The 18142-nt window shown below is 70.8% G+C and carries 15 protein-coding genes and 1 tRNA gene; 15 read left to right on the forward strand and 1 reads right to left on the reverse strand.

The genetic code is table 11. From position 1 onward, the window contains the following. Positions 1 to 108: 108 nt before the first annotated feature. Positions 109 to 180 (reverse strand) — tRNA-Arg (locus HDA41_RS27205). A gap of 184 nt (positions 181 to 364) precedes the next feature. On the opposite strand from HDA41_RS27205, the gene HDA41_RS27210 reads away from it, so the two are divergent. The 15 genes from HDA41_RS27210 to glyA all read left to right on the forward strand — a co-directional run bounded on the left by HDA41_RS27210 (position 365) and on the right by glyA (position 18053). Further along, a complete protein-coding gene (locus tag HDA41_RS27210; RefSeq protein ID WP_376706821.1) occupies positions 365 to 832 on the forward strand; it encodes a response regulator in 468 nt (155 codons plus the stop codon). A 147-nt stretch (positions 833 to 979) separates the two neighbouring features. Continuing rightward, complete coding sequence (gene nrtL, locus HDA41_RS27215; protein ID WP_184988081.1) at positions 980 to 2029, forward strand: ArgS-related anticodon-binding protein NrtL; 1050 nt, start codon at positions 980 to 982, stop codon at positions 2027 to 2029. Between the two features lie 16 nt (positions 2030 to 2045). Further along, positions 2046 to 3437: a diaminopimelate decarboxylase gene (lysA, locus tag HDA41_RS27220; RefSeq protein WP_184988083.1), complete on the forward strand. Its 1392-nt coding sequence runs from the start codon at positions 2046 to 2048 to the stop codon at positions 3435 to 3437. 147 nt (positions 3438 to 3584) lie between these two features. Next, on the forward strand, positions 3585 to 4877 hold the full coding sequence (locus tag HDA41_RS27225; RefSeq protein WP_184988084.1) for a homoserine dehydrogenase: 1293 nt from the start codon (positions 3585 to 3587) through the stop codon (positions 4875 to 4877). Between the two features lie 6 nt (positions 4878 to 4883). Further along, entirely contained in the window at positions 4884 to 5942 is a 1059-nt protein-coding gene (thrC, locus tag HDA41_RS27230; RefSeq protein WP_184988087.1) for a threonine synthase, read from the forward strand. Between the two features lie 294 nt (positions 5943 to 6236). After that, positions 6237 to 7166, forward strand: a complete 930-nt coding sequence (gene thrB, locus HDA41_RS27235; protein WP_184988091.1) for a homoserine kinase — start codon at positions 6237 to 6239, stop codon at positions 7164 to 7166. Between the two features lie 402 nt (positions 7167 to 7568). Then, entirely contained in the window at positions 7569 to 9623 is a 2055-nt protein-coding gene (gene rho, locus HDA41_RS27240) for a transcription termination factor Rho (RefSeq protein WP_184988093.1), read from the forward strand. 123 nt (positions 9624 to 9746) lie between these two features. Further along, complete coding sequence (locus HDA41_RS27245; RefSeq protein ID WP_184988096.1) at positions 9747 to 11540, forward strand: trypsin-like serine protease; 1794 nt, start codon at positions 9747 to 9749, stop codon at positions 11538 to 11540. A 209-nt stretch (positions 11541 to 11749) separates the two neighbouring features. After that, a complete protein-coding gene (locus HDA41_RS27250; protein WP_184988099.1) occupies positions 11750 to 12886 on the forward strand; it encodes an LCP family protein in 1137 nt (378 codons plus the stop codon). Between the two features lie 139 nt (positions 12887 to 13025). Next, positions 13026 to 13247, forward strand: a complete 222-nt coding sequence (gene rpmE, locus HDA41_RS27255; RefSeq protein WP_010040182.1) for a 50S ribosomal protein L31 — start codon at positions 13026 to 13028, stop codon at positions 13245 to 13247. A 106-nt stretch (positions 13248 to 13353) separates the two neighbouring features. Next, positions 13354 to 14430: a peptide chain release factor 1 gene (gene prfA, locus HDA41_RS27260; RefSeq protein ID WP_184988102.1), complete on the forward strand. Its 1077-nt coding sequence runs from the start codon at positions 13354 to 13356 to the stop codon at positions 14428 to 14430. Between the two features lie 78 nt (positions 14431 to 14508). Next, a complete protein-coding gene (gene prmC, locus HDA41_RS27265) occupies positions 14509 to 15348 on the forward strand; it encodes a peptide chain release factor N(5)-glutamine methyltransferase (protein WP_184988105.1) in 840 nt (279 codons plus the stop codon). A 70-nt stretch (positions 15349 to 15418) separates the two neighbouring features. Further along, complete coding sequence (locus HDA41_RS27270) at positions 15419 to 16066, forward strand: L-threonylcarbamoyladenylate synthase (RefSeq protein ID WP_184988108.1); 648 nt, start codon at positions 15419 to 15421, stop codon at positions 16064 to 16066. Then, positions 16063 to 16743, forward strand: coding sequence for an arsenate reductase/protein-tyrosine-phosphatase family protein (locus HDA41_RS27275; protein ID WP_184988111.1), 681 nt, complete (start codon positions 16063 to 16065; stop codon positions 16741 to 16743). Before HDA41_RS27270 ends, HDA41_RS27275 begins: the two co-directional genes overlap by 4 nt. A gap of 71 nt (positions 16744 to 16814) precedes the next feature. Further along, positions 16815 to 18053 carry a serine hydroxymethyltransferase gene (glyA, locus tag HDA41_RS27280; protein WP_184988113.1) on the forward strand — a complete coding sequence of 413 codons (1239 nt, stop codon included), beginning with the start codon at positions 16815 to 16817 and terminating at the stop codon, positions 18051 to 18053. Positions 18054 to 18142: the final 89 nt, after the last annotated feature.

An 18142-nucleotide genomic window follows, 5' to 3' on the forward strand; every position in this document is an offset into this window, starting at 1 on the left:
CACGGACCCCGACATACAGCCGCTTCATGCGGCCCGCGCCCGCACATACGCGAAGACCCCGCTCAGCGTTTCCGCTGATGACGGGGTCTCTGGGCACCTCATGCAAGGTGCCCCCGGCAGGATTCGAACCTGCGCACACGGCTCCGGAGGCCGTTGCTCTATCCCCTGAGCTACGGGGGCGTGTCGTTCGCGTTGCTCGCGGCGACGGGTAGAACACTACCAGCTCCCCCGGGATGGTCATGAACGGGTTTCCGCTGTCGGGGGCGGGGTTGCGGGTCGCCCGGTCGGGGTGGAAGTGGGGAAAACCCGGACGCGGTGGCCGGGGTCGACCTACTCTCGAGTTGTGCCAGGCGCGTCGGGTCGGGTGCTTGTTGTGGACGACAACAAGGTCATCCGGCAGTTGATCAGGGTCAACCTCGAGCTGGAGGGGCTGGAGGTCGTGACCGCGGCCGATGGTGCCGAGTGTCTTGATGTCGTTCATCAGGTGCGGCCCGATGTCGTGACCCTCGATGTCGTCATGCCCCGGCTGGACGGGATCCGGACCGCCGCTCGCCTGCGAGCCGATCCGCGTACTCGAGAGGTGCCCCTCGCCATCATCAGTGCCTGTACCCAGTACGAGGTCGAGGCCGGTCTCGAAGCGGGCGTCGACGCCTTCCTCGCCAAGCCGTTCGATCCCGTTGAACTCGTCGGGATGGTGCGGCAGTTGATCGAGCGGGAGCGGAGCGGGGAGAGGCCGGGGAGCGGTGGTGGTGCCGGTGGGGGTGGTGCGCCCGCTTTCGGGTCCGTCCTCGGCGCGGGGGAGGCCGAGCGGGCCGGGAGTGCCGGCGGTTGATCCGTCAGCCGTGTTGGATTGCCGGTCCATGGCTGCGTACGGCTCTGCCGCCGGTTGTGCACGGCTCTGCCGCCCCGCGTCCACATCCCGGACTGTCCTCGAAACCAGCTCGCACACCCACCCCCCTCCTCCCATACGCTTGTCCCCGTGACCCCCGTCGAGCTCTCCCGCACCGTGCTGCACGCCGTGCGTCGCGCTGTCGACGAGGGTGAGCTCAGGGTGACCGTGCCGGAGCGGGCCGTGGTCACTCCGCCGGGGCCGGGGGGCTGTGGCGACTACGCGACCAACATCGCCCTTCAGCTGGCCGGCGCGGCAGGGCAGCCGCCGCGGCGCGTCGCCGAGATCCTGAGGTCGCAGCTCGCCGGGGAGACCGCCCTCGCCGATGTCGTCGTCACCGGGCCCGGTTTTCTCAACTTCAGCCTGGGACGGAACGCCTCCGCTCCCCTCGTCGAGGAGATCCTGCGGCGTGGCCGGCGGTACGGCCACGCCGAGGGGTTCAGTGGGACCGTCGTGCGGCTCCGGTGCCCGGCGGAGGTCCGTGCCGTCGTCGTCACGGATGCGCTGGCCCGTGTGCTGCGCAGCCAGGGCGACGTCGTCCGCGTCACGTGCGACGGCCCGCCCGTACCGGAGTGGGAGACCGTCCTCGGCGTGGTCGGCACCCACCCCCGATCCCATACCTCAGGGTCCCTCCCCGACCTCGACGTCACCGTCCATCCCGTCCCCGCCCCCGCCGACCCCCTGCCCCTCGGCCGCGACGCCGCCCGCTGGGCCCTGCTCCATCCGGCCGCCCACGACCGGCCCCGGATCCCCGGCGATCATCTGGTCCAGCGGGAGACCAACTCTCTCTTCCGCGTCCGGTACGCCCACGCCCGCACCCGGGCGCTCCTGCGCAACGCCGCCGACCTGGGCTTCCACCCCGAGCCCGGCTCCGTGGGCGGCGCCGAGGCACTGCTCGCCGTACTCGGCGACCACCCCCGCATCCTCACCGCCGCCGCCCACCGGGGCCCCGACCGCCTGGCCCGGCATCTCGTCGCCGTCGCCGATGCCACGCTGCCGCTGCTCCCCGCCGTGCTGCCCCTCGGTGACGAGAAACCCTCGGCCGCCCACCGTGCCCGGCTCGCTCTCGCCGAAGCCGCCGGGGCGGTGCTGGCCGGTGGCCTGTCCCTGCTCGGCATCGACGCACCCGACCATCTCTGAGAGACGCATACCGATCATGAGCCGTTCCGCACACCCTGCCGGGCCCCGTCACGCCGACGTCCTCCCCGAGGGGCACTACTCGGCCCCGCCCGCCGACCTCAACGCTCTGGACCCGAAGGTCTGGGCGCAGACCGTGACGCGTGACGAGCACGGGGTCGCCACTGTCGGAGGGATCTCCGTCACGCGGCTCGCCGAGGAGTTCGGCACCCCGGCCTACATCCTCGACGAGGCCGACTTCCGGGCCCGCGCGCGTGCGTGGCGCACCGCTTTCGGGACCGGCGCCGACGTCTACTACGCCGGCAAGGCGTTCCTCTCCCGTGCCGTCGTGCGCTGGCTGCACGAGGAAGGGCTGAACGTCGACGTCTGCTCCGGCGGCGAGCTGGCCACCGCCCTGTCCGCCGGCATGCCCGCCGACCGCATCGCCTTCCACGGCAACAACAAGTCCGTCGACGAGATCACCAGGGCCGTCGAGGCCGGTGTGGGGCACATCGTGCTCGACTCCTTCCAGGAGATCGTCCGGGTCGCCCACATCGCGCAGAGCCTCGGGAAGCGGCAGAAGGTCCTGCTCCGGATCACCGTCGGCGTCGAGGCCCACACCCACGAGTTCATCGCCACGGCCCACGAGGACCAGAAGTTCGGGATCCCGCTGGCCGGCGGGAAGGCCGCCGAGGCCGTACGCCGTGCCCTCCAGCTCGACGGGCTCGAGCTCGTCGGCCTCCACAGCCACATCGGTTCGCAGATCTTCGACATGTCCGGGTTCGAGGTCGCCGCGCACCGGGTCGTCATGCTGCTCAAGGACGTCCGCGACGAGCACGGCGTGGAGCTGCCCGAGATCGACCTCGGCGGCGGGCTCGGGATCGCGTACACGAGTGACGACGATCCGCGCGAGCCGTACGAGATCGCCAAGGCGCTCAGCGAGATCGTCAGCCGTGAGTGCGAGGCCGCCAAGCTGCGCACGCCGCGCATCTCCGTCGAGCCGGGGCGCGCCATCGTCGGCCCGACCGCCTTCACGCTCTACGAGGTCGGCACCGTCAAGCCCCTCGACGGGCTGCGGACGTACGTCTCCGTCGACGGCGGCATGTCGGACAACATCCGCACGGCGCTGTACGACGCCGAGTACAGCGTCGCGCTGGTCTCCCGCACCTCCGACGCCGAGCCGATGCTCGCCCGGGTCGTCGGCAAGCACTGCGAGAGCGGGGACATCGTGGTCAAGGACGCGTTCCTGCCCGCCGACCTGGCACCGGGCGACCTCATCGCCGTGCCGGCCACGGGCGCCTACTGCCGGTCCATGGCCAGCAACTACAACCACGTGCTGCGGCCGCCCGTCGTCAGCGTGCACGACGGCGAGGCCCGGGTGATCGTCCGCCGTGAGACGGAGGAGGACCTGCTGCGTCTCGACGTCGGCTGAGCCGGACCGGCAGCGGGGTGGAAGATCTCCTGTCTTCCACCCCCGTGTAAATGAAATAGACGTCTCACGATCCGGACCGGGGGCAGAAACTCCCGTCCGGTGAGTGAGACTGGTTCCACCGTAGAGGTCATGAGGAAACGAGGTCGGATGATGCGTACGCGCCCGCTGAAGGTGGCGCTGCTGGGCTGTGGAGTGGTCGGCTCCGAGGTGGCGCGCATCATGACGACGCACGCCGACGACCTCACGGCCCGGATCGGGGCGCCCGTGGAGCTGGCGGGCGTGGCCGTGCGGCGGCCCGACAGGGTCAGGGAAGGCATCGACCAGGCCCTCGTCACCACCGACGCCACCGCCCTCGTCAAACGCGGTGACATCGACGTCGTCGTCGAGGTGATCGGCGGGATCGAGCCCGCGCGGACCCTCATCACCACCGCCTTCGAGCACGGCGCCTCCGTCGTCTCCGCCAACAAGGCGCTGCTCGCCCAGGACGGGGCGGCCCTGCACGCCGTCGCCGAGGAGCACGGCAAGGACCTCTACTACGAGGCCGCCGTCGCCGGTGCCATCCCGCTGATCCGGCCGCTGCGCGAGTCCCTCGCCGGCGACAAGATCAACCGGGTGATGGGCATCGTCAACGGCACGACCAACTTCATCCTCGACAAGATGGACTCGACCGGGGCCGGCTACCAGGAGGCCCTCGACGAGGCCACCGCCCTGGGATACGCCGAAGCCGACCCGACCGCCGACGTCGAGGGCTTCGACGCCGCCGCCAAGGCCGCCATCCTCGCCGGTATCGCCTTCCACACGCGCGTGCGCCTCGACGACGTCTACCGCGAGGGCATGACCGAGGTCACCGCGGCCGACTTCGCCTCCGCCAAGGAGATGGGCTGCACCATCAAGCTGCTCGCCATCTGTGAGCGGGCCGAGGACGGGGCGTCCGCCACCGCGCGCGTGCATCCCGCGATGATCCCGCTGAGCCACCCGCTGGCCTCCGTGCGCGGCGCCTACAACGCCGTGTTCGTCGAGTCCGACGCCGCCGGGCAGCTCATGTTCTACGGCCCCGGAGCGGGCGGTTCCCCGACGGCCTCGGCCGTGCTCGGCGACCTCGTCGCCGTCTGCCGCAACCGGCTCAACGGAGCGACCGGACCGGGCGAGTCCGCCTACGCGGCTCTGCCGGTGTCGCCGATGGGCGACGTGGTCACGCGCTACCACATCAGCCTCGACGTGGCCGACAAACCGGGCGTTCTCGCCCAGGTCGCGACTGTTTTCGCCGAGCACGGTGTCTCGATCGATACGGTTCGCCAGCAGGGGAAGGACGGCGAGGCGTCCCTCGTCGTCGTCACGCACCGCGCGTCCGACGCCGCCCTCACCGGGACCGTCGACGCGTTGCGCAAGCTCGACACCGTGCGTGGTGTCGCCAGCATCATGCGGGTTGAAGGAGAGTAACCAGCTATGACCCACCAGTGGCGCGGAATCATCGAGGAGTACCGGGACCGGCTGCCGGTATCCGACACCACGCCGGTCGTGACGCTCCGTGAGGGCGGCACGCCGCTCGTGCCCGCGCAGGTGCTCTCCGAGCGCACGGGCTGCGAGGTCCACCTCAAGGTGGAGGGCGCGAATCCGACCGGTTCCTTCAAGGACCGCGGTATGACCATGGCCATCACCAGGGCCAAGGAGAAGGGCGCGAAGGCCGTCATCTGCGCCTCCACCGGCAACACGTCGGCCTCCGCCGCCGCGTACGCCGTGCGGGCCGGGATGGTCTGTGCCGTGCTCGTGCCGCAGGGCAAGATCGCGCTCGGCAAGATGGGCCAGGCCCTCGTGCACGGCGCGAAGATCCTCCAGGTCGACGGCAACTTCGACGACTGCCTCACGCTCGCGCGCGGCCTGAGCGACAACTACCCCGTGGCGCTGGTCAATTCGGTCAACCCGGTGCGTATCGAGGGCCAGAAGACGGCCTCGTTCGAGATCGTGGACATGCTGGGCGACGCACCCGACATCCACGTCCTGCCGGTGGGCAACGCGGGGAACATCACGGCCTATTGGAAGGGCTACAAGGAGTACGCCGCCGACGGGGTGGCCACCCGGACCCCCCGGATGTGGGGCTTCCAGGCCTCCGGCAGCGCCCCGATCGTGCACGGCGAGATCGTCAAGGACCCGTCGACCATCGCCACCGCCATCCGCATCGGCAACCCGGCCTCGTGGCAGTACGCGCTCGCCGCGCGGGACGAGTCGGGCGGCTTCATCGACGAGGTGACGGACCGTGAGATCCTGCGCGCCTACCGGCTGTTGGCCTCGCAGGAGGGCGTCTTCGTCGAGCCCGCGTCCGCCGCGTCCGTCGCCGGCCTGCTGAAGGCCGCCGAGCAGGGCAAGGTCGACCCGGGGCAGCGGATCGTGTGCACCGTCACGGGCAACGGGCTGAAGGACCCCGACTGGGCCGTCGCCGGTGCCCCGCAGCCGGTCACCGTCCCCGTCGACTCGGCGGCCGCGGCGGAGCGCCTCGGGCTGGTCTGACGTGCGCCGACGCGCCGGGCGCCGGTGTAACGCCCGACACGTTCCGGCGTAAGACGGCACCTGCCCGGGAAGTTTTCCTACGGGGGGTGCACAGGGGGCTTACGACACGCATCGTGCGCCTCCTGTGCGCCCTGTGTCGCCACAGAACCTTCCTTCGATAGGCTGTACTGAACCCGCCCGCCGCATATGCCGCGGAGCCGCGCCGTCTCCGCGGCCCCCAGGGTTCTCGTACGCCATCGAATGTCCATCCCACGTCATTCGACCATCACGCAGCTCAAGGAGAGTCATCGAGCGATGGCCGGTCCAGCGTTCCGCGCCGCCGCCGTCCGGGTGCGCGTCCCCGCCACCAGCGCCAACCTCGGCCCGGGCTTCGACGCCCTCGGCCTCGCGCTGGGGTTGTACGACGACGTGGTCGTCCGGGTGGCCGACTCCGGGCTGCACATCGACATCGCGGGTGAGGGCAGCGAGACGCTCCCGCGCGACGAGCAGCACCTTCTCGTACGTTCCCTGCGCACCGCCTTCGATCTGCTGGGCGGGCAGCCGCGCGGCCTGGAGATCGTCTGCGCCAACCGCATTCCGCACGGCCGGGGCCTGGGCTCCTCCTCGGCCGCCATCTGCGCCGGCATCGTGGCCGCCCGTGCCGTGACCATAGGCGCCGAGGCCAAGCTCGACGACGCCGCGCTGCTGGAGCTCGCCACCGAGATCGAGGGGCACCCCGACAACGTCGCCGCGTGTCTGCTGGGCGGCTTCACACTGTCCTGGATGGAGGGCGGCGCGGCCCGGGCGATCAGGATGGAGCCCGCCGATTCCATCGTTCCGGTGGTTTTCGTGCCCGGAAAGCCGGTACTCACCGAAACCGCCCGCGGCCTGCTCCCGCGCTCCGTGCCGCACGTCGACGCCGCCGCCAACGCGGGCCGGGCCGCCCTGCTCGTCGAGGCCATGACGCGGCGCCCCGAGCTGCTGCTGCCGGCCACCGAGGACCGCCTGCACCAGGAGTACCGCGCCCCGGCCATGCCCGAGAGCGCGGCGCTGGTGGAGCGGTTGCGGGGCGAGGGCGTCCCCGCGGTCATCTCCGGCGCCGGCCCCACGGTCATGGCGCTGGCCGACGCGGGCACCGCCGACAAGGTCCAGGCCTTGGCGGGCGCCGACTGGGCCGCGAACCGGCTGAGTCTCGATCCGCGGGGCGCGAGCGTGCTGCCGCTCGCGACCTCCAGCGACATTTAGAAGCGCACGGTTGCCGGATTTCGAGAGGGGGAATGTTTGTTGGATCCGGTAGTGTTAATCTCAAGTCTGCACCCGACCCCACCATGGCGAGGTGCCTCGTGTCCCCGTCCGGGACAGACATTCTTCCGGGAGCCCCCCAAGCCGCACTGTGTTCCGTACGTCGGACCGTACGTCGTACACGGACACTGAGCGGGGCGCAGGGCACGCTCCGGAACCGGTGCGACCACGCCGCGTGACACTGACACTGGGTGCCACGGCATATGGAAGCGCCATCACCAGATTCCTCCGCCGCTGAGGCGGACCACCGCCCCGGCACGGTTCACACCACACGGACCGAAGCCGGACAGCACAACCGGTCGCCGAGCCAGACAGGCCGACGTCCGCTCCAGGGAAGGACCCTTCGTGAGCGACACCACCGATCTGATGGGCGCACGTGTCGAGGAGACCGCTGCCGCGCCCGCCACGGACGCCTCCGCGCCTGCCACCGGTGCCGGCTCCCGGCGGCGCCGCGGTACCGGCCTCGAGGGCATGGTGCTGGCCGAGCTGCAACAGGTCGCATCCGGCCTCGGCATCAGGGGCACCGCGCGTATGCGCAAGAGCCAGCTGATCGAGGTCATCAAGGAGGCGCAGGCGTCCGGCGGCGCCGCCCCGGCCGCGAAGGCCGAGGCCCCCGCCGAGACCAAGCCGAAGCGCCGCGCCACCTCCCGGAGCCGTACGGGGGACAACGCCGAGAAGGCGGAGAAGAAGGCGGACGCGAAGCAGGCCCCCGAGGCCCCCGCCGAGAAGGCCGAGAAGGCCGTGGCCCAGCAGCAGATCGAGATCCCCGGCCAGCCGGCTGGGGACCCCTCCCGCGCGAGCGCAGCCGAGCGTGGGGGAGACGACGCCCCCTCCGAGCGCCGCCGTCGCCGGGCCACCGCCGACGCCGGTTCCCCGGCCGCCGCCGAGACGATCGCCGCCGAGGCGAAGAACGAGCCCAAGGGCGAGTCGCAGGCGCAGCAGCAGTCCCAGAACGACGCCAAGTCCGACGCGGGTGAGGGCGGCGAGGGCCGTCGTCGCGACCGCCGTGACCGCGGCCGGGACCGGGACCGCGACGGCGGTCGCGACCGCGACCGCCGTGGCAACAAGGGCGACGACCAGCAGGGCGGCCAGCGCGGCCAGCAGAACCAGCAGCAGGGCGGCGGCCGTCAGGACCGTGACCGTCAGCAGGACGACGACGACTTCGAGGGCGGCCGGCGTGGCCGTCGCGGGCGTTACCGCGACCGCCGTGGCCGCCGTGGCCGCGACGAGATCGCCCCCGAGCCGCAGATCGCCGAGGACGACGTCCTGATCCCCGTCGCGGGCATCCTGGACATCCTCGACAACTACGCCTTCATCCGCACCTCCGGCTACCTGCCCGGCCCGAACGACGTGTACGTCTCCCTCGCCCAGGTCCGCAAGAACGGCCTGCGCAAGGGCGACCACATCACCGGTGCCGTCCGCCAGCCGAAGGAAGGGGAGCGGCGCGAGAAGTTCAACGCGCTGGTGCGCCTGGACTCCGTCAACGGCATGGCGCCCGAACACGGCCGTGGCCGCCCGGAGTTCAACAAGCTCACGCCGCTGTACCCGCAGGACCGGCTCCGTCTGGAGACCGACCCGGGCGTGCTGACCACCCGCATCATCGACCTCGTGTCGCCGATCGGTAAGGGCCAGCGCGGTCTGATCGTGGCCCCGCCGAAGACCGGCAAGACCATGATCATGCAGGCGATCGCCAACGCGATCACGCACAACAACCCCGAGTGCCACCTGATGGTCGTCCTGGTCGACGAGCGTCCGGAAGAGGTCACCGACATGCAGCGGTCGGTCAAGGGCGAGGTCATCTCCTCGACCTTCGACCGCCCGGCCGAGGACCACACCACGGTCGCCGAGCTCGCCATCGAGCGCGCCAAGCGCCTGGTGGAGCTGGGCCACGACGTGGTCGTCCTGCTCGACTCGATCACGCGTCTGGGCCGTGCGTACAACCTCGCCGCCCCGGCCTCCGGCCGCATCCTGTCCGGTGGTGTCGACTCGACCGCCCTGTACCCGCCGAAGCGCTTCTTCGGTGCGGCCCGCAACATCGAGGACGGCGGCTCGCTGACCATCCTCGCCACCGCCCTGGTGGACACGGGCTCCCGCATGGACGAGGTCATCTTCGAGGAGTTCAAGGGCACGGGCAACGCCGAGCTCAAGCTCGACCGGAAGCTCGCCGACAAGCGCATCTTCCCGGCGGTGGACGTGGACGCGTCCGGCACCCGTAAGGAAGAGATCCTGCTCGCTCCCGACGAGCTCGGCATCGTCTGGAAGCTGCGCCGGGTGCTGCACGCCCTCGACCAGCAGCAGGCGGTCGAGCTGCTTCTCGACAAGATGAAGCAGACGAAGTCGAACGCCGAGTTCCTGATGCAGATCCAGAAGACCACTCCGACGCCGGGCAACGGCGACTGAGGTCAGCACTGCGCAAAGGGCCGCTCCCGTGCCGGGGGCGGCCCTTTGCGGTGTTCGCGTGCGGGTAGGATCACGCTCTCTTCGAACTTGTGATCCCTAGGGGGGACATTCGTGGGTAGAACCATGCCCGGGGGCGGTCGGCACAGACGCCGGATACGTATCGCCGTTCCCGTCGCCGCGGCCGGTGTCGCCGCCGCCGTGGCCGCCGCGCTGCTGACGACGTCCGCCGGCGCGGCCACCGCACTGCCGCAGCCGACGATCAAGCCCGCCACCAGCTCACCGTCGCTCGCCGAGCTGGAGAAGCGTGTCGCCGGCGCCATGGCCGGTGACGACGTCGCCGGGAAGACGAGCAAGGCCTCGCTCAGCGCGAGCACGAACACGAGCCCGTCCACCGTCGACCCGAAGGTCATCGGCGGCAACGAGACCACCATCACCTCGGCCCCGTGGATGGCGCAGCTCCACTACTACGACGACCGGGGCACCTCCGGCACGAGCGACGACATCGGCTTCTTCTGCGGCGGCGCCGTCGTCGCGCCGACGAAGATCCTCACCGCCGCGCACTGCGTCAAGGGCTACAACTGGAACGCCAACGGCGCCATCGTCACCGGCACCGCCCAGCTGCCCTCGGCCGACGGCAGCGACCTGCACGGCGGCACCGTCACCGGTGTCTGGCGGCAGTGGAACCACCCGTCGTACAACGCGACGACCATCGACAACGACATCGCGGTGCTCACCCTGCCCGTCCCGGTCAAGGCCACCCCGATCCGCATGACCACGTCCGGCGACACCACGTCGTACCAGGCCGGCACCAGCGCCAAGGTCTACGGCTGGGGCCGCACCAGCTCCACCAGCGACGCGATCTCCGAGACGCTGAAGACGGCCACGCTGCCCGTCCAGTCCGACACCACCTGCGCCGGTTACTACGGCAGGGACTTCGTCAAGGGCCACATGGTCTGCGCGGGCAAGCCCGCCACCGGCAGCGACACCGGCACCGTCTCCGCCTGCAACGGCGACTCCGGCGGCCCCCTGGTCGTCAACAACCGGATCGTCGGTGTCGTGTCCTGGGGTGTGACGGACTGCGTCGCGAAGGGCGCCTACAGCGTCTTCAGCAAGGTCAGTTCCTACGTCGGCGCCACCTACCCGCGTCTCGACGACACCAACGTCAACGGCGACCACAAGGCCGACCTGTGGGTGCGCAACGCCTCCACCAAGACCGGCTACTCCAAGAACTCCAACGGCACGTCGTTCGCCGCCCGCGAGTCCTGGGGCAACTGGAACGGCGTCAACGTCGTCCTGCAGACGGACTTCGACCGGGACGGCTACCAGGACCTGGTCTACCGGCGCAGCAGCGACGGGGATGTCTTCCGGACCCACTACGTGATCTCCAGCGGCACCTGGTCCACCCAGCAGATCGCCGACAACTGGAAGACCCGCACCCGCATCATCACCCCCGGTGACGTCACCGGCGACTACCTGCCCGACCTGCTCTCGGTCGACTCCGCGGGCGTGATGTGGATCTACCCGGGCAAGGGCAACGGCACCTTCGCGCCCCGCGTGAAGGTCGGCTCCGGCTGGAACCAGTACAACTCCGTGCGCGGCCACGGCGACTTCACCGGGGACGGCAAGACCGACCTGATCGCCCGCAGCACGTCGGGCAGCTACGTCTACCTCTACAAGGGCACCGGCAAGGCCGGCTCGGGCGCTTTCTCGGCCCGCGTCAAGGTGCGCACCTGGGGCGGCTACAACGCCTTCGACGCCACCGGCGACATCACCGGCGACGGCAAGGCCGACTTCCTGGCCCGCACCCCCGGCGGCACGCTCTACCTGTACCCGGGCACCGGCAAGGCGACCAGCGAGATCTTCGCCACAAGGAAGTCCGTCGGGACCGATTTCAAGCAGTACGACATCTTCGGCTGAAACCGCAGGTGAGCGAGGTACACCTCGCTGTGACGAATACGGACTGTGCCCACCGCCGCACGCGGTGGGCACAGTCCGTTGTGCAACCCTTTCCCGAGTTTCTCCGTCTGACCAGGCGGAGCGACGATGGTGCCAGGAGGAAGTCCCCGTCCGTTCACGCCTGGCATTGACCGCAGGGGGTAACCGACCGTAGACGAGCTGAGGAGCACATGTCTGCCGAGAGCACGCCGGGTCCGGGTATACCGGGCGATACCGGCATCACCGGGTCGCGCCGCCGCGCCAAGGGCCGGCGCCGCAAGCCCCGTAGGCGCCACAAGGCCGTGATGGTGACGGCCTGGACCGCTGCGGGCATCGTCGCCCTGGGCGGCGTCGGGGCGGGGTACATGTACTTCAAGCTCAACGGCAACCTCAAGAGCGTCGACATCGACCAGGCCCTCGGCACGGACCGGCCCAAGAAGGCCGACAACGGCTCGGAGAACATCCTCGTCCTCGGCTCCGACACCCGCGCCGGCGGCAACAAGAAGCTCGGCGGCGGCACCGACGACGGCAGCGCCCGCTCCGACACGGCGATGATCGTGCACGTCTACAAGGGGCACAAGAAGGCCAGCGTGGTCTCCATCCCGCGCGACACCCTCATCGACCGGCCCGCGTGCACGGACACCAAGGGCGACGAGCACCCCGCCGCGAACGGCGTGATGTTCAACTCGGCCTACTCCACCGGCGGGGCCGCCTGCGCCGTGAAGACCGTCGAGTCGATCACCGACCTGCGCATGGACCACTACCTGGAGGTCGACTTCGCCGGCTTCCAGAAGCTCATCGACGACCTCGGCGGTGTCGAGGTCACCACGACCAAGAGCATCGACGACCCCGACAGCCACCTGAAGCTGAAGGCCGGCACCCACAGACTCGACGGTGAGCAGGCCCTCGGCCTGGTCCGCACCCGCCACGGCGTCGGCGACGGCTCCGACCTGGGCCGCATCCAGCTCCAGCAGGCCTTCATCAAGGCGCTGGTCCACCAGATCAAGGACGTCGGCGTCTTCACGAACCCCAAGAAGCTGCTCGACCTCGCGGAGACCGCGACCAAGACGGTGACGACCGACTCCGACCTCGGCTCGGTCAACAAGCTCGCGTCCTTCGCGGGCGGCCTCAAGAGCATCACCCCGTCCCAGATGCACATGGTCACGATGCCGGTGGCCTACGACCCGGCCGACCCCAACCGGGTCCTCCTGCAGAAGAAGAAGGCCGACCAGATCTGGAAGGCCCTGGAGAACGACGAGCCGATCCCGGCGAGCGCCACGAAGGGCACGGCGACGGGTGAGGCGAAGGATGTCGTGAGCAGCCGGTAAAGGGCGCGGGGAACAAACGACGGCTACCCCCGGTTTTGGGGGATGGCCCCAGTCCTGGCAGACTGGTACGTCGGCCCCGGTTCACGCTCCCGCACCCCGCGGCAGCGACCCGGCGCCCTCCCGAAACCTAGGAGACACCTTGAAGCGCGACATCCACCCCGCGTACGTCGAGACGCAGGTCAGCTGCACCTGCGGCGCGTCGTTCACCACCCGCAGCACCATCGAGTCCGGCGCGATCCGCGCCGACGTGTGCTCCGAGTGCCACCCGTTCTACACGGGCAAGCAGAAGATCCTCGACACCGGTGGCCGCGTGGCCCGCTTCGAGGCCCGCTTCGGCAAGGCCGCCGGCTCCAAGAAGTAGCGAGCCCCATTTCGCCGGTCCGCGGACGCGCCCCCTCACCGGGCGCTCCGGGACCGGCGTTTTTGGTCGCCCGCCCCTTCACCCCGCCAGTACACAGGAGCCCAAGATGTTCGAGGCCGTCGAGGAACTCGTCGCCGAGCACGCCGACCTGGAGAAGAAGCTCTCCGACCCGTCGGTCCACTCCGACCAGGCCAACGCGCGCAAGCTGAACAAGCGTTACGCCGCGCTCACCCCGATCGTCGCCACGTACCGCTCCTGGACGCAGACGGGCGACGACATCGAGACCGCGCGCGAGTTCGCCGCCGACGACCCCGACTTCGTGGCCGAGGTCAAGGAGCTGGAACAGCGGCGCGAGGAGCTGACCGAGAAGCTGCGCCTCCTCCTCGTCCCGCGCGACCCCAGCGACGACAAGGACGTCATCCTCGAGATCAAGGCGGGCGCGGGCGGCGACGAGTCGGCCCTGTTCGCCGGCGACCTGCTGCGCATGTACCTGCGCTACGCCGAGCGCGTCGGCTGGAAGACCGAGATCATCGACGCCACCGAGTCCGAGCTGGGCGGCTACAAGGACGTCCAGGTGGCCGTGAAGACCAAGGGCGGCCAGGGTGCGACGGAGCCAGGACAGGGCGTGTGGGCCCGTCTGAAGTACGAGGGCGGCGTGCACCGCGTGCAGCGTGTCCCCGCCACCGAGTCCCAGGGCCGTATCCACACCTCCGCCGCCGGTGTCCTCGTCACCCCCGAGGCCGAGGAGGTCGACGTCGAGATCAACCCGAACGACCTCCGCATCGACGTCTACCGCTCGTCCGGGCCGGGCGGGCAGTCCGTCAACACCACCGACTCCGCGGTGCGCATCACGCACGTCCCGACCGGAGTCGTCGCCTCCTGCCAGAACGAGAAGAGCCAGCTGCAGAACAAGGAGCAGGCACTGCGTATCCTGCGCTCCAGGCTGCTCGCCATCGCGCAGGAGGAAGCGGAGAGGAACGCCGCGGACGCCCGCCGCAGTCAGGTCCGCACCGTCGACCGCTCCGAGAAGATCCGCACGTACAACTTCCCGGAGAACCGCATCTCGGACCACCGTGTCGGCTACAAGGCGTACAACCTGGACCAGGTCCTGGACGGCGACCTCGACGCGGTGATCCAGGCCTGCGTCGACGCGGACTCGGCGGCGAAGCTCGCGGCCGCGTAGGACACACACAGGAGTACCGACTACCGGAGGACATGCGTGCAGCAGTCATTTGGGGGGCGACCCCCAAGCCCCCGCAGCGTGCTGCTCGCGGAGGTGGCCCAGGCCACCCAGCGGCTCGCCGACGCCGGCGTGCCCTCGCCGCGCACCGACGCGGAGGAGCTCGCCGCGTTCGTGCACGGCGTCAAGCGCGGCGAGCTGCACTCCGTCAAGGACTCCGACTTCGACGCCCGCTACTGGGAGGTCATCGCCCGCCGCGAGGCCCGCGAGCCGCTCCAGCACATCACCGGGCGGGCCTACTTCCGGTACCTGGAACTCCAGGTCGGCCCCGGAGTGTTCGTGCCGCGGCCCGAGACGGAGTCCGTGGTCGGCTGGGCCATAGACGCCGTACGGGCCATGGACGTCGTCGAGCCGTGCATCGTCGACCTGTGCACCGGCTCCGGCGCCATCGCGCTCGCCCTCGCCCAGGAGGTGCCGCGCTCGCGCGTGCACGCCGTGGAGCTGTCCGAGGACGCCCTCAGGTGGACCCGCAAGAACGTGGAGGGGTCCAGGGTCGAACTGCGCCAGGGAGACGCCCTGACGGCCTTCCCGGACCTCGACGGCCAGGTCGACCTGGTCATCTCCAACCCGCCGTACATCCCGCTCACCGAGTGGGAGTACGTCGCCCCCGAGGCGCGGGACTACGACCCCGACCTGGCCCTGTTCTCCGGCGAGGACGGCCTCGACCTCATCCGCGGCCTGGAACGCACCGCGCACCGGCTGCTGCGCCCCGGCGGCGTCGTGGTCGTGGAGCACGCCGACACCCAGGGCGGCCAGGTGCCGTGGATCTTCGCCGAGGACCGCGGCTGGACCGACGCCGCCGACCACCCGGACCTGAACAACCGCCCGCGTTTCGCCACGGCCCGCAAGGCACTGCCGTGAGCACACCGGGCACCCCGCAGTCTTCGCGGACTTCATCCCAGCAGCACGTGTACGAGGAGGCCAGCTAAAGATGGCACGGCGATACGACACCAACGACGCGACCGACCGTGTGACCGGTCTGCGCGAGGCAGCGTCCGCCGTCCGCCGTGGCGAGCTCGTGGTGCTGCCGACGGACACGGTGTACGGCATCGGCGCCGACGCGTTCTCCGCGGAGGCCGTCGCCGACCTGCTGGACGCCAAGGGCCGGGGCCGCAACATGCCCACCCCCGTCCTCATCGGCTCCCCGAACACGCTGCACGGGCTCGTCACGGACTTCTCGGAGCTGGCCTGGGAGCTGGTCGACGCCTTCTGGCCGGGCGCGCTGACGCTGGTCGCCAAGCACCAGCCGTCCCTCCAGTGGGACCTGGGCGACACCCGGGGCACGGTCGCCGTGCGCATGCCGCTGCACCCGGTCGCCATCGAACTGCTGACCGAGGTGGGCCCGATGGCCGTCTCCTCGGCCAACCTGACCGGCCACCCGGCGCCGGAGGACTGCGACGCCGCGCAGGAGATGCTCGGCGACTCCGTCTCCGTCTACCTGGACGGCGGCCCGACCCCCGGCAACGTCCCGTCGTCGATCGTCGACGTGACCCGTGAGGTGCCGCTGCTGCTGCGCGCCGGCGCGCTCTCCGCGGAAGAGCTGCGAAAGGTCGTACCCGACCTCGAGGTGGCGAATTGACGGCCCCTGGAGCGGGGCGTGGCATAGGCAACGGGGAAAGCGCGGCGGAGATCACGACGACGTTCGTGGGGCTGCCGCGCGACAGCTTCCGCATCCTCCACGTCAGTACCGGCAACGTGTGCCGCTCGCCCATCACCGAGCGGCTGACCCGCCATTTCGTGCGGGAGCGGCTCGGGATCCTGGGCGGCGGGCTGATCGTGGAGAGCGCGGGCACCTGGGGCCACGAGGGCGCCCCCATGGAGGCCAACGCGGAGACCGTGCTGGCCGACTTCGGCGCGGACGCCTCCGGCTTCACCGGCCGCGAACTCCTCGACGAGCACGTGATCCGCGCCGACCTGGTGCTGACCGCCACCCGGGACCACCGGGCGCAGGTCATCTCCATGGGGCACTCGGCGGGCCTGCGGACCTTCACGCTCAAGGAGTTCACCCGCCTGGTGAAGGCCATCGACCCGGCGACCCTGCCGTCCCTGGAGGAGGGCGTGGTCACACGCGCGCGTGCGCTGGTGCGCGCCGCCGCGGCTCTACGCGGGTGGCTGCTGGCCCCGAACGCCGAGGCGGACGAGGTGTACGACCCGTACGGGGCGCCTCTGACGTTCTTCCGGTCCGTCGGGGACGAGATACACCAGGCACTCGATCCGGTCGTCACGGCCCTCACGGGCGTCCCCGCAAAGACGTAACGGCCGAGCGCACCGGGGGCCCCGGGCCTACATTGGACGTACGTCACCGTCGACGCCGCCCGGAGCCCACCATGACGGTCACCCCTGCCATCGAGGCCGACCTCCTGCGCCGCCAGGACCCCGAACTCGCCGACATCCTGCTCGGCGAGCGGGAGCGGCAGGCGACGACGCTCCAGCTGATCGCCGCCGAGAACTTCAGCTCGCCGGCCGTCCTGGCCGCCCTCGGCTCGCCGCTCGCCAACAAGTACGCCGAGGGCTACCCGGGAGCGCGCCACCACGGCGGCTGCGAGATCGTCGACGTCGCCGAACGCGTCGCCGTGGACCGGGCCAGGGCGCTGTTCGGCGCCGAGCACGCCAACGTGCAGTCCCACTCCGGCTCTTCGGCCGTCCTGGCCGCCTACGCCGCCCTGCTGCGCCCCGGCGACACCGTCCTCGCCCTCGGCCTGCCGTACGGCGGCCATCTCACGCACGGCTCGCCGGCGAACTTCTCCGGCCGCTGGTTCGACTTCGTCGGATACGGCGTGGAGGCCGAGTCCGGGCTGATCGACCACGACCAGGTGCGCACCCTGGCCCGCACGCGCCGGCCCAAGGCGATCGTGTGCGGCTCGATCGCCTACCCCCGGCACATCGACTACGCCTTCTTCCGGGAGGTCGCCGACGAGGTGGGCGCGTATCTCGTCGCGGACGCCGCGCATCCCATCGGCCTGGTCGCCGGGGGAGCGGCGCCGAACCCGGTGCCGTACGCGGACATCGTCTGCGCGACGACCCACAAGGTGCTGCGGGGCCCGCGCGGCGGCATGATCCTGTGCCGCGCGGAGCTGGCCGAGCGGGTGGACCGGGCCGTGTTCCCTTTCACACAGGGTGGTGCGCAGATGCACACCATCGCCGCCAAGGCGGTCGCGTTCGGGGAGGCGGCAACACCGGCGTTCTCCGTGTACGCCCATCAGGTGGTCGCCAATGCGAGGGTTCTCGCGGCCCGGCTGGCCGCCGAGGACCTGGTCGTCACCACGGGCGGCACGGACACCCACCTGATCACCGCCGACCCGGCGCCGCTCGGCGTCGACGGCCGCACGGCCCGGGGCCGTCTCGCCGCCGCCGGCCTGGTCCTGGACTGCTGCGCGCTGCCGCACGGCGACGCCCGGGGACTCAGGCTGGGCACGGCCGCCGTCACCACGCAGGGCATGGGCGAGGCGGAGATGGCGCGGATCGCCAAGCTGCTCGCGGGGGTGCTCAGGGGTGTGACCGAGAGCGCGAGGGCCCGTGAAGAAGTGCGGGAGCTGGCCGGTGGATTTCCGCCCTATCCCCGCTGAGACGGGGTAAGCGCACCAGGGTGCACAGCCACTCGTGCAACCATCGTCGCTACCCGGAAGTCCCCACTCGTATGCGCGCATCGCTAGGG

Origin of the sequence: Streptomyces caelestis, from assembly GCF_014205255.1 — a bacterium.
Taxonomy (GTDB): Bacteria; Actinomycetota; Actinomycetes; order Streptomycetales; family Streptomycetaceae; genus Streptomyces; species Streptomyces caelestis.

Excerpts from the sequence above, each read along its gene's own strand:
- HDA41_RS27250 (WP_184988099.1), top strand. The coding sequence starts at position 11,750 with ATGTCTGCCGAGAGCACGCCGGGTCCGGGTATACCGGGCGATACCGGC.
- thrB (WP_184988091.1), top strand. The coding sequence starts at position 6,237 with ATGGCCGGTCCAGCGTTCCGCGCCGCCGCCGTCCGGGTGCGCGTCCCC.
- glyA (WP_184988113.1), top strand. The coding sequence starts at position 16,815 with ATGACGGTCACCCCTGCCATCGAGGCCGACCTCCTGCGCCGCCAGGAC.
- lysA (WP_184988083.1), top strand. The coding sequence starts at position 2,046 with ATGAGCCGTTCCGCACACCCTGCCGGGCCCCGTCACGCCGACGTCCTC.
- HDA41_RS27225 (WP_184988084.1), top strand. The coding sequence starts at position 3,585 with ATGATGCGTACGCGCCCGCTGAAGGTGGCGCTGCTGGGCTGTGGAGTG.
- thrC (WP_184988087.1), top strand. The coding sequence starts at position 4,884 with ATGACCCACCAGTGGCGCGGAATCATCGAGGAGTACCGGGACCGGCTG.
- HDA41_RS27270 (WP_184988108.1), top strand. The coding sequence starts at position 15,419 with ATGGCACGGCGATACGACACCAACGACGCGACCGACCGTGTGACCGGT.
- HDA41_RS27245 (WP_184988096.1), top strand. The coding sequence starts at position 9,747 with ATGCCCGGGGGCGGTCGGCACAGACGCCGGATACGTATCGCCGTTCCC.
- prfA (WP_184988102.1), top strand. The coding sequence starts at position 13,354 with ATGTTCGAGGCCGTCGAGGAACTCGTCGCCGAGCACGCCGACCTGGAG.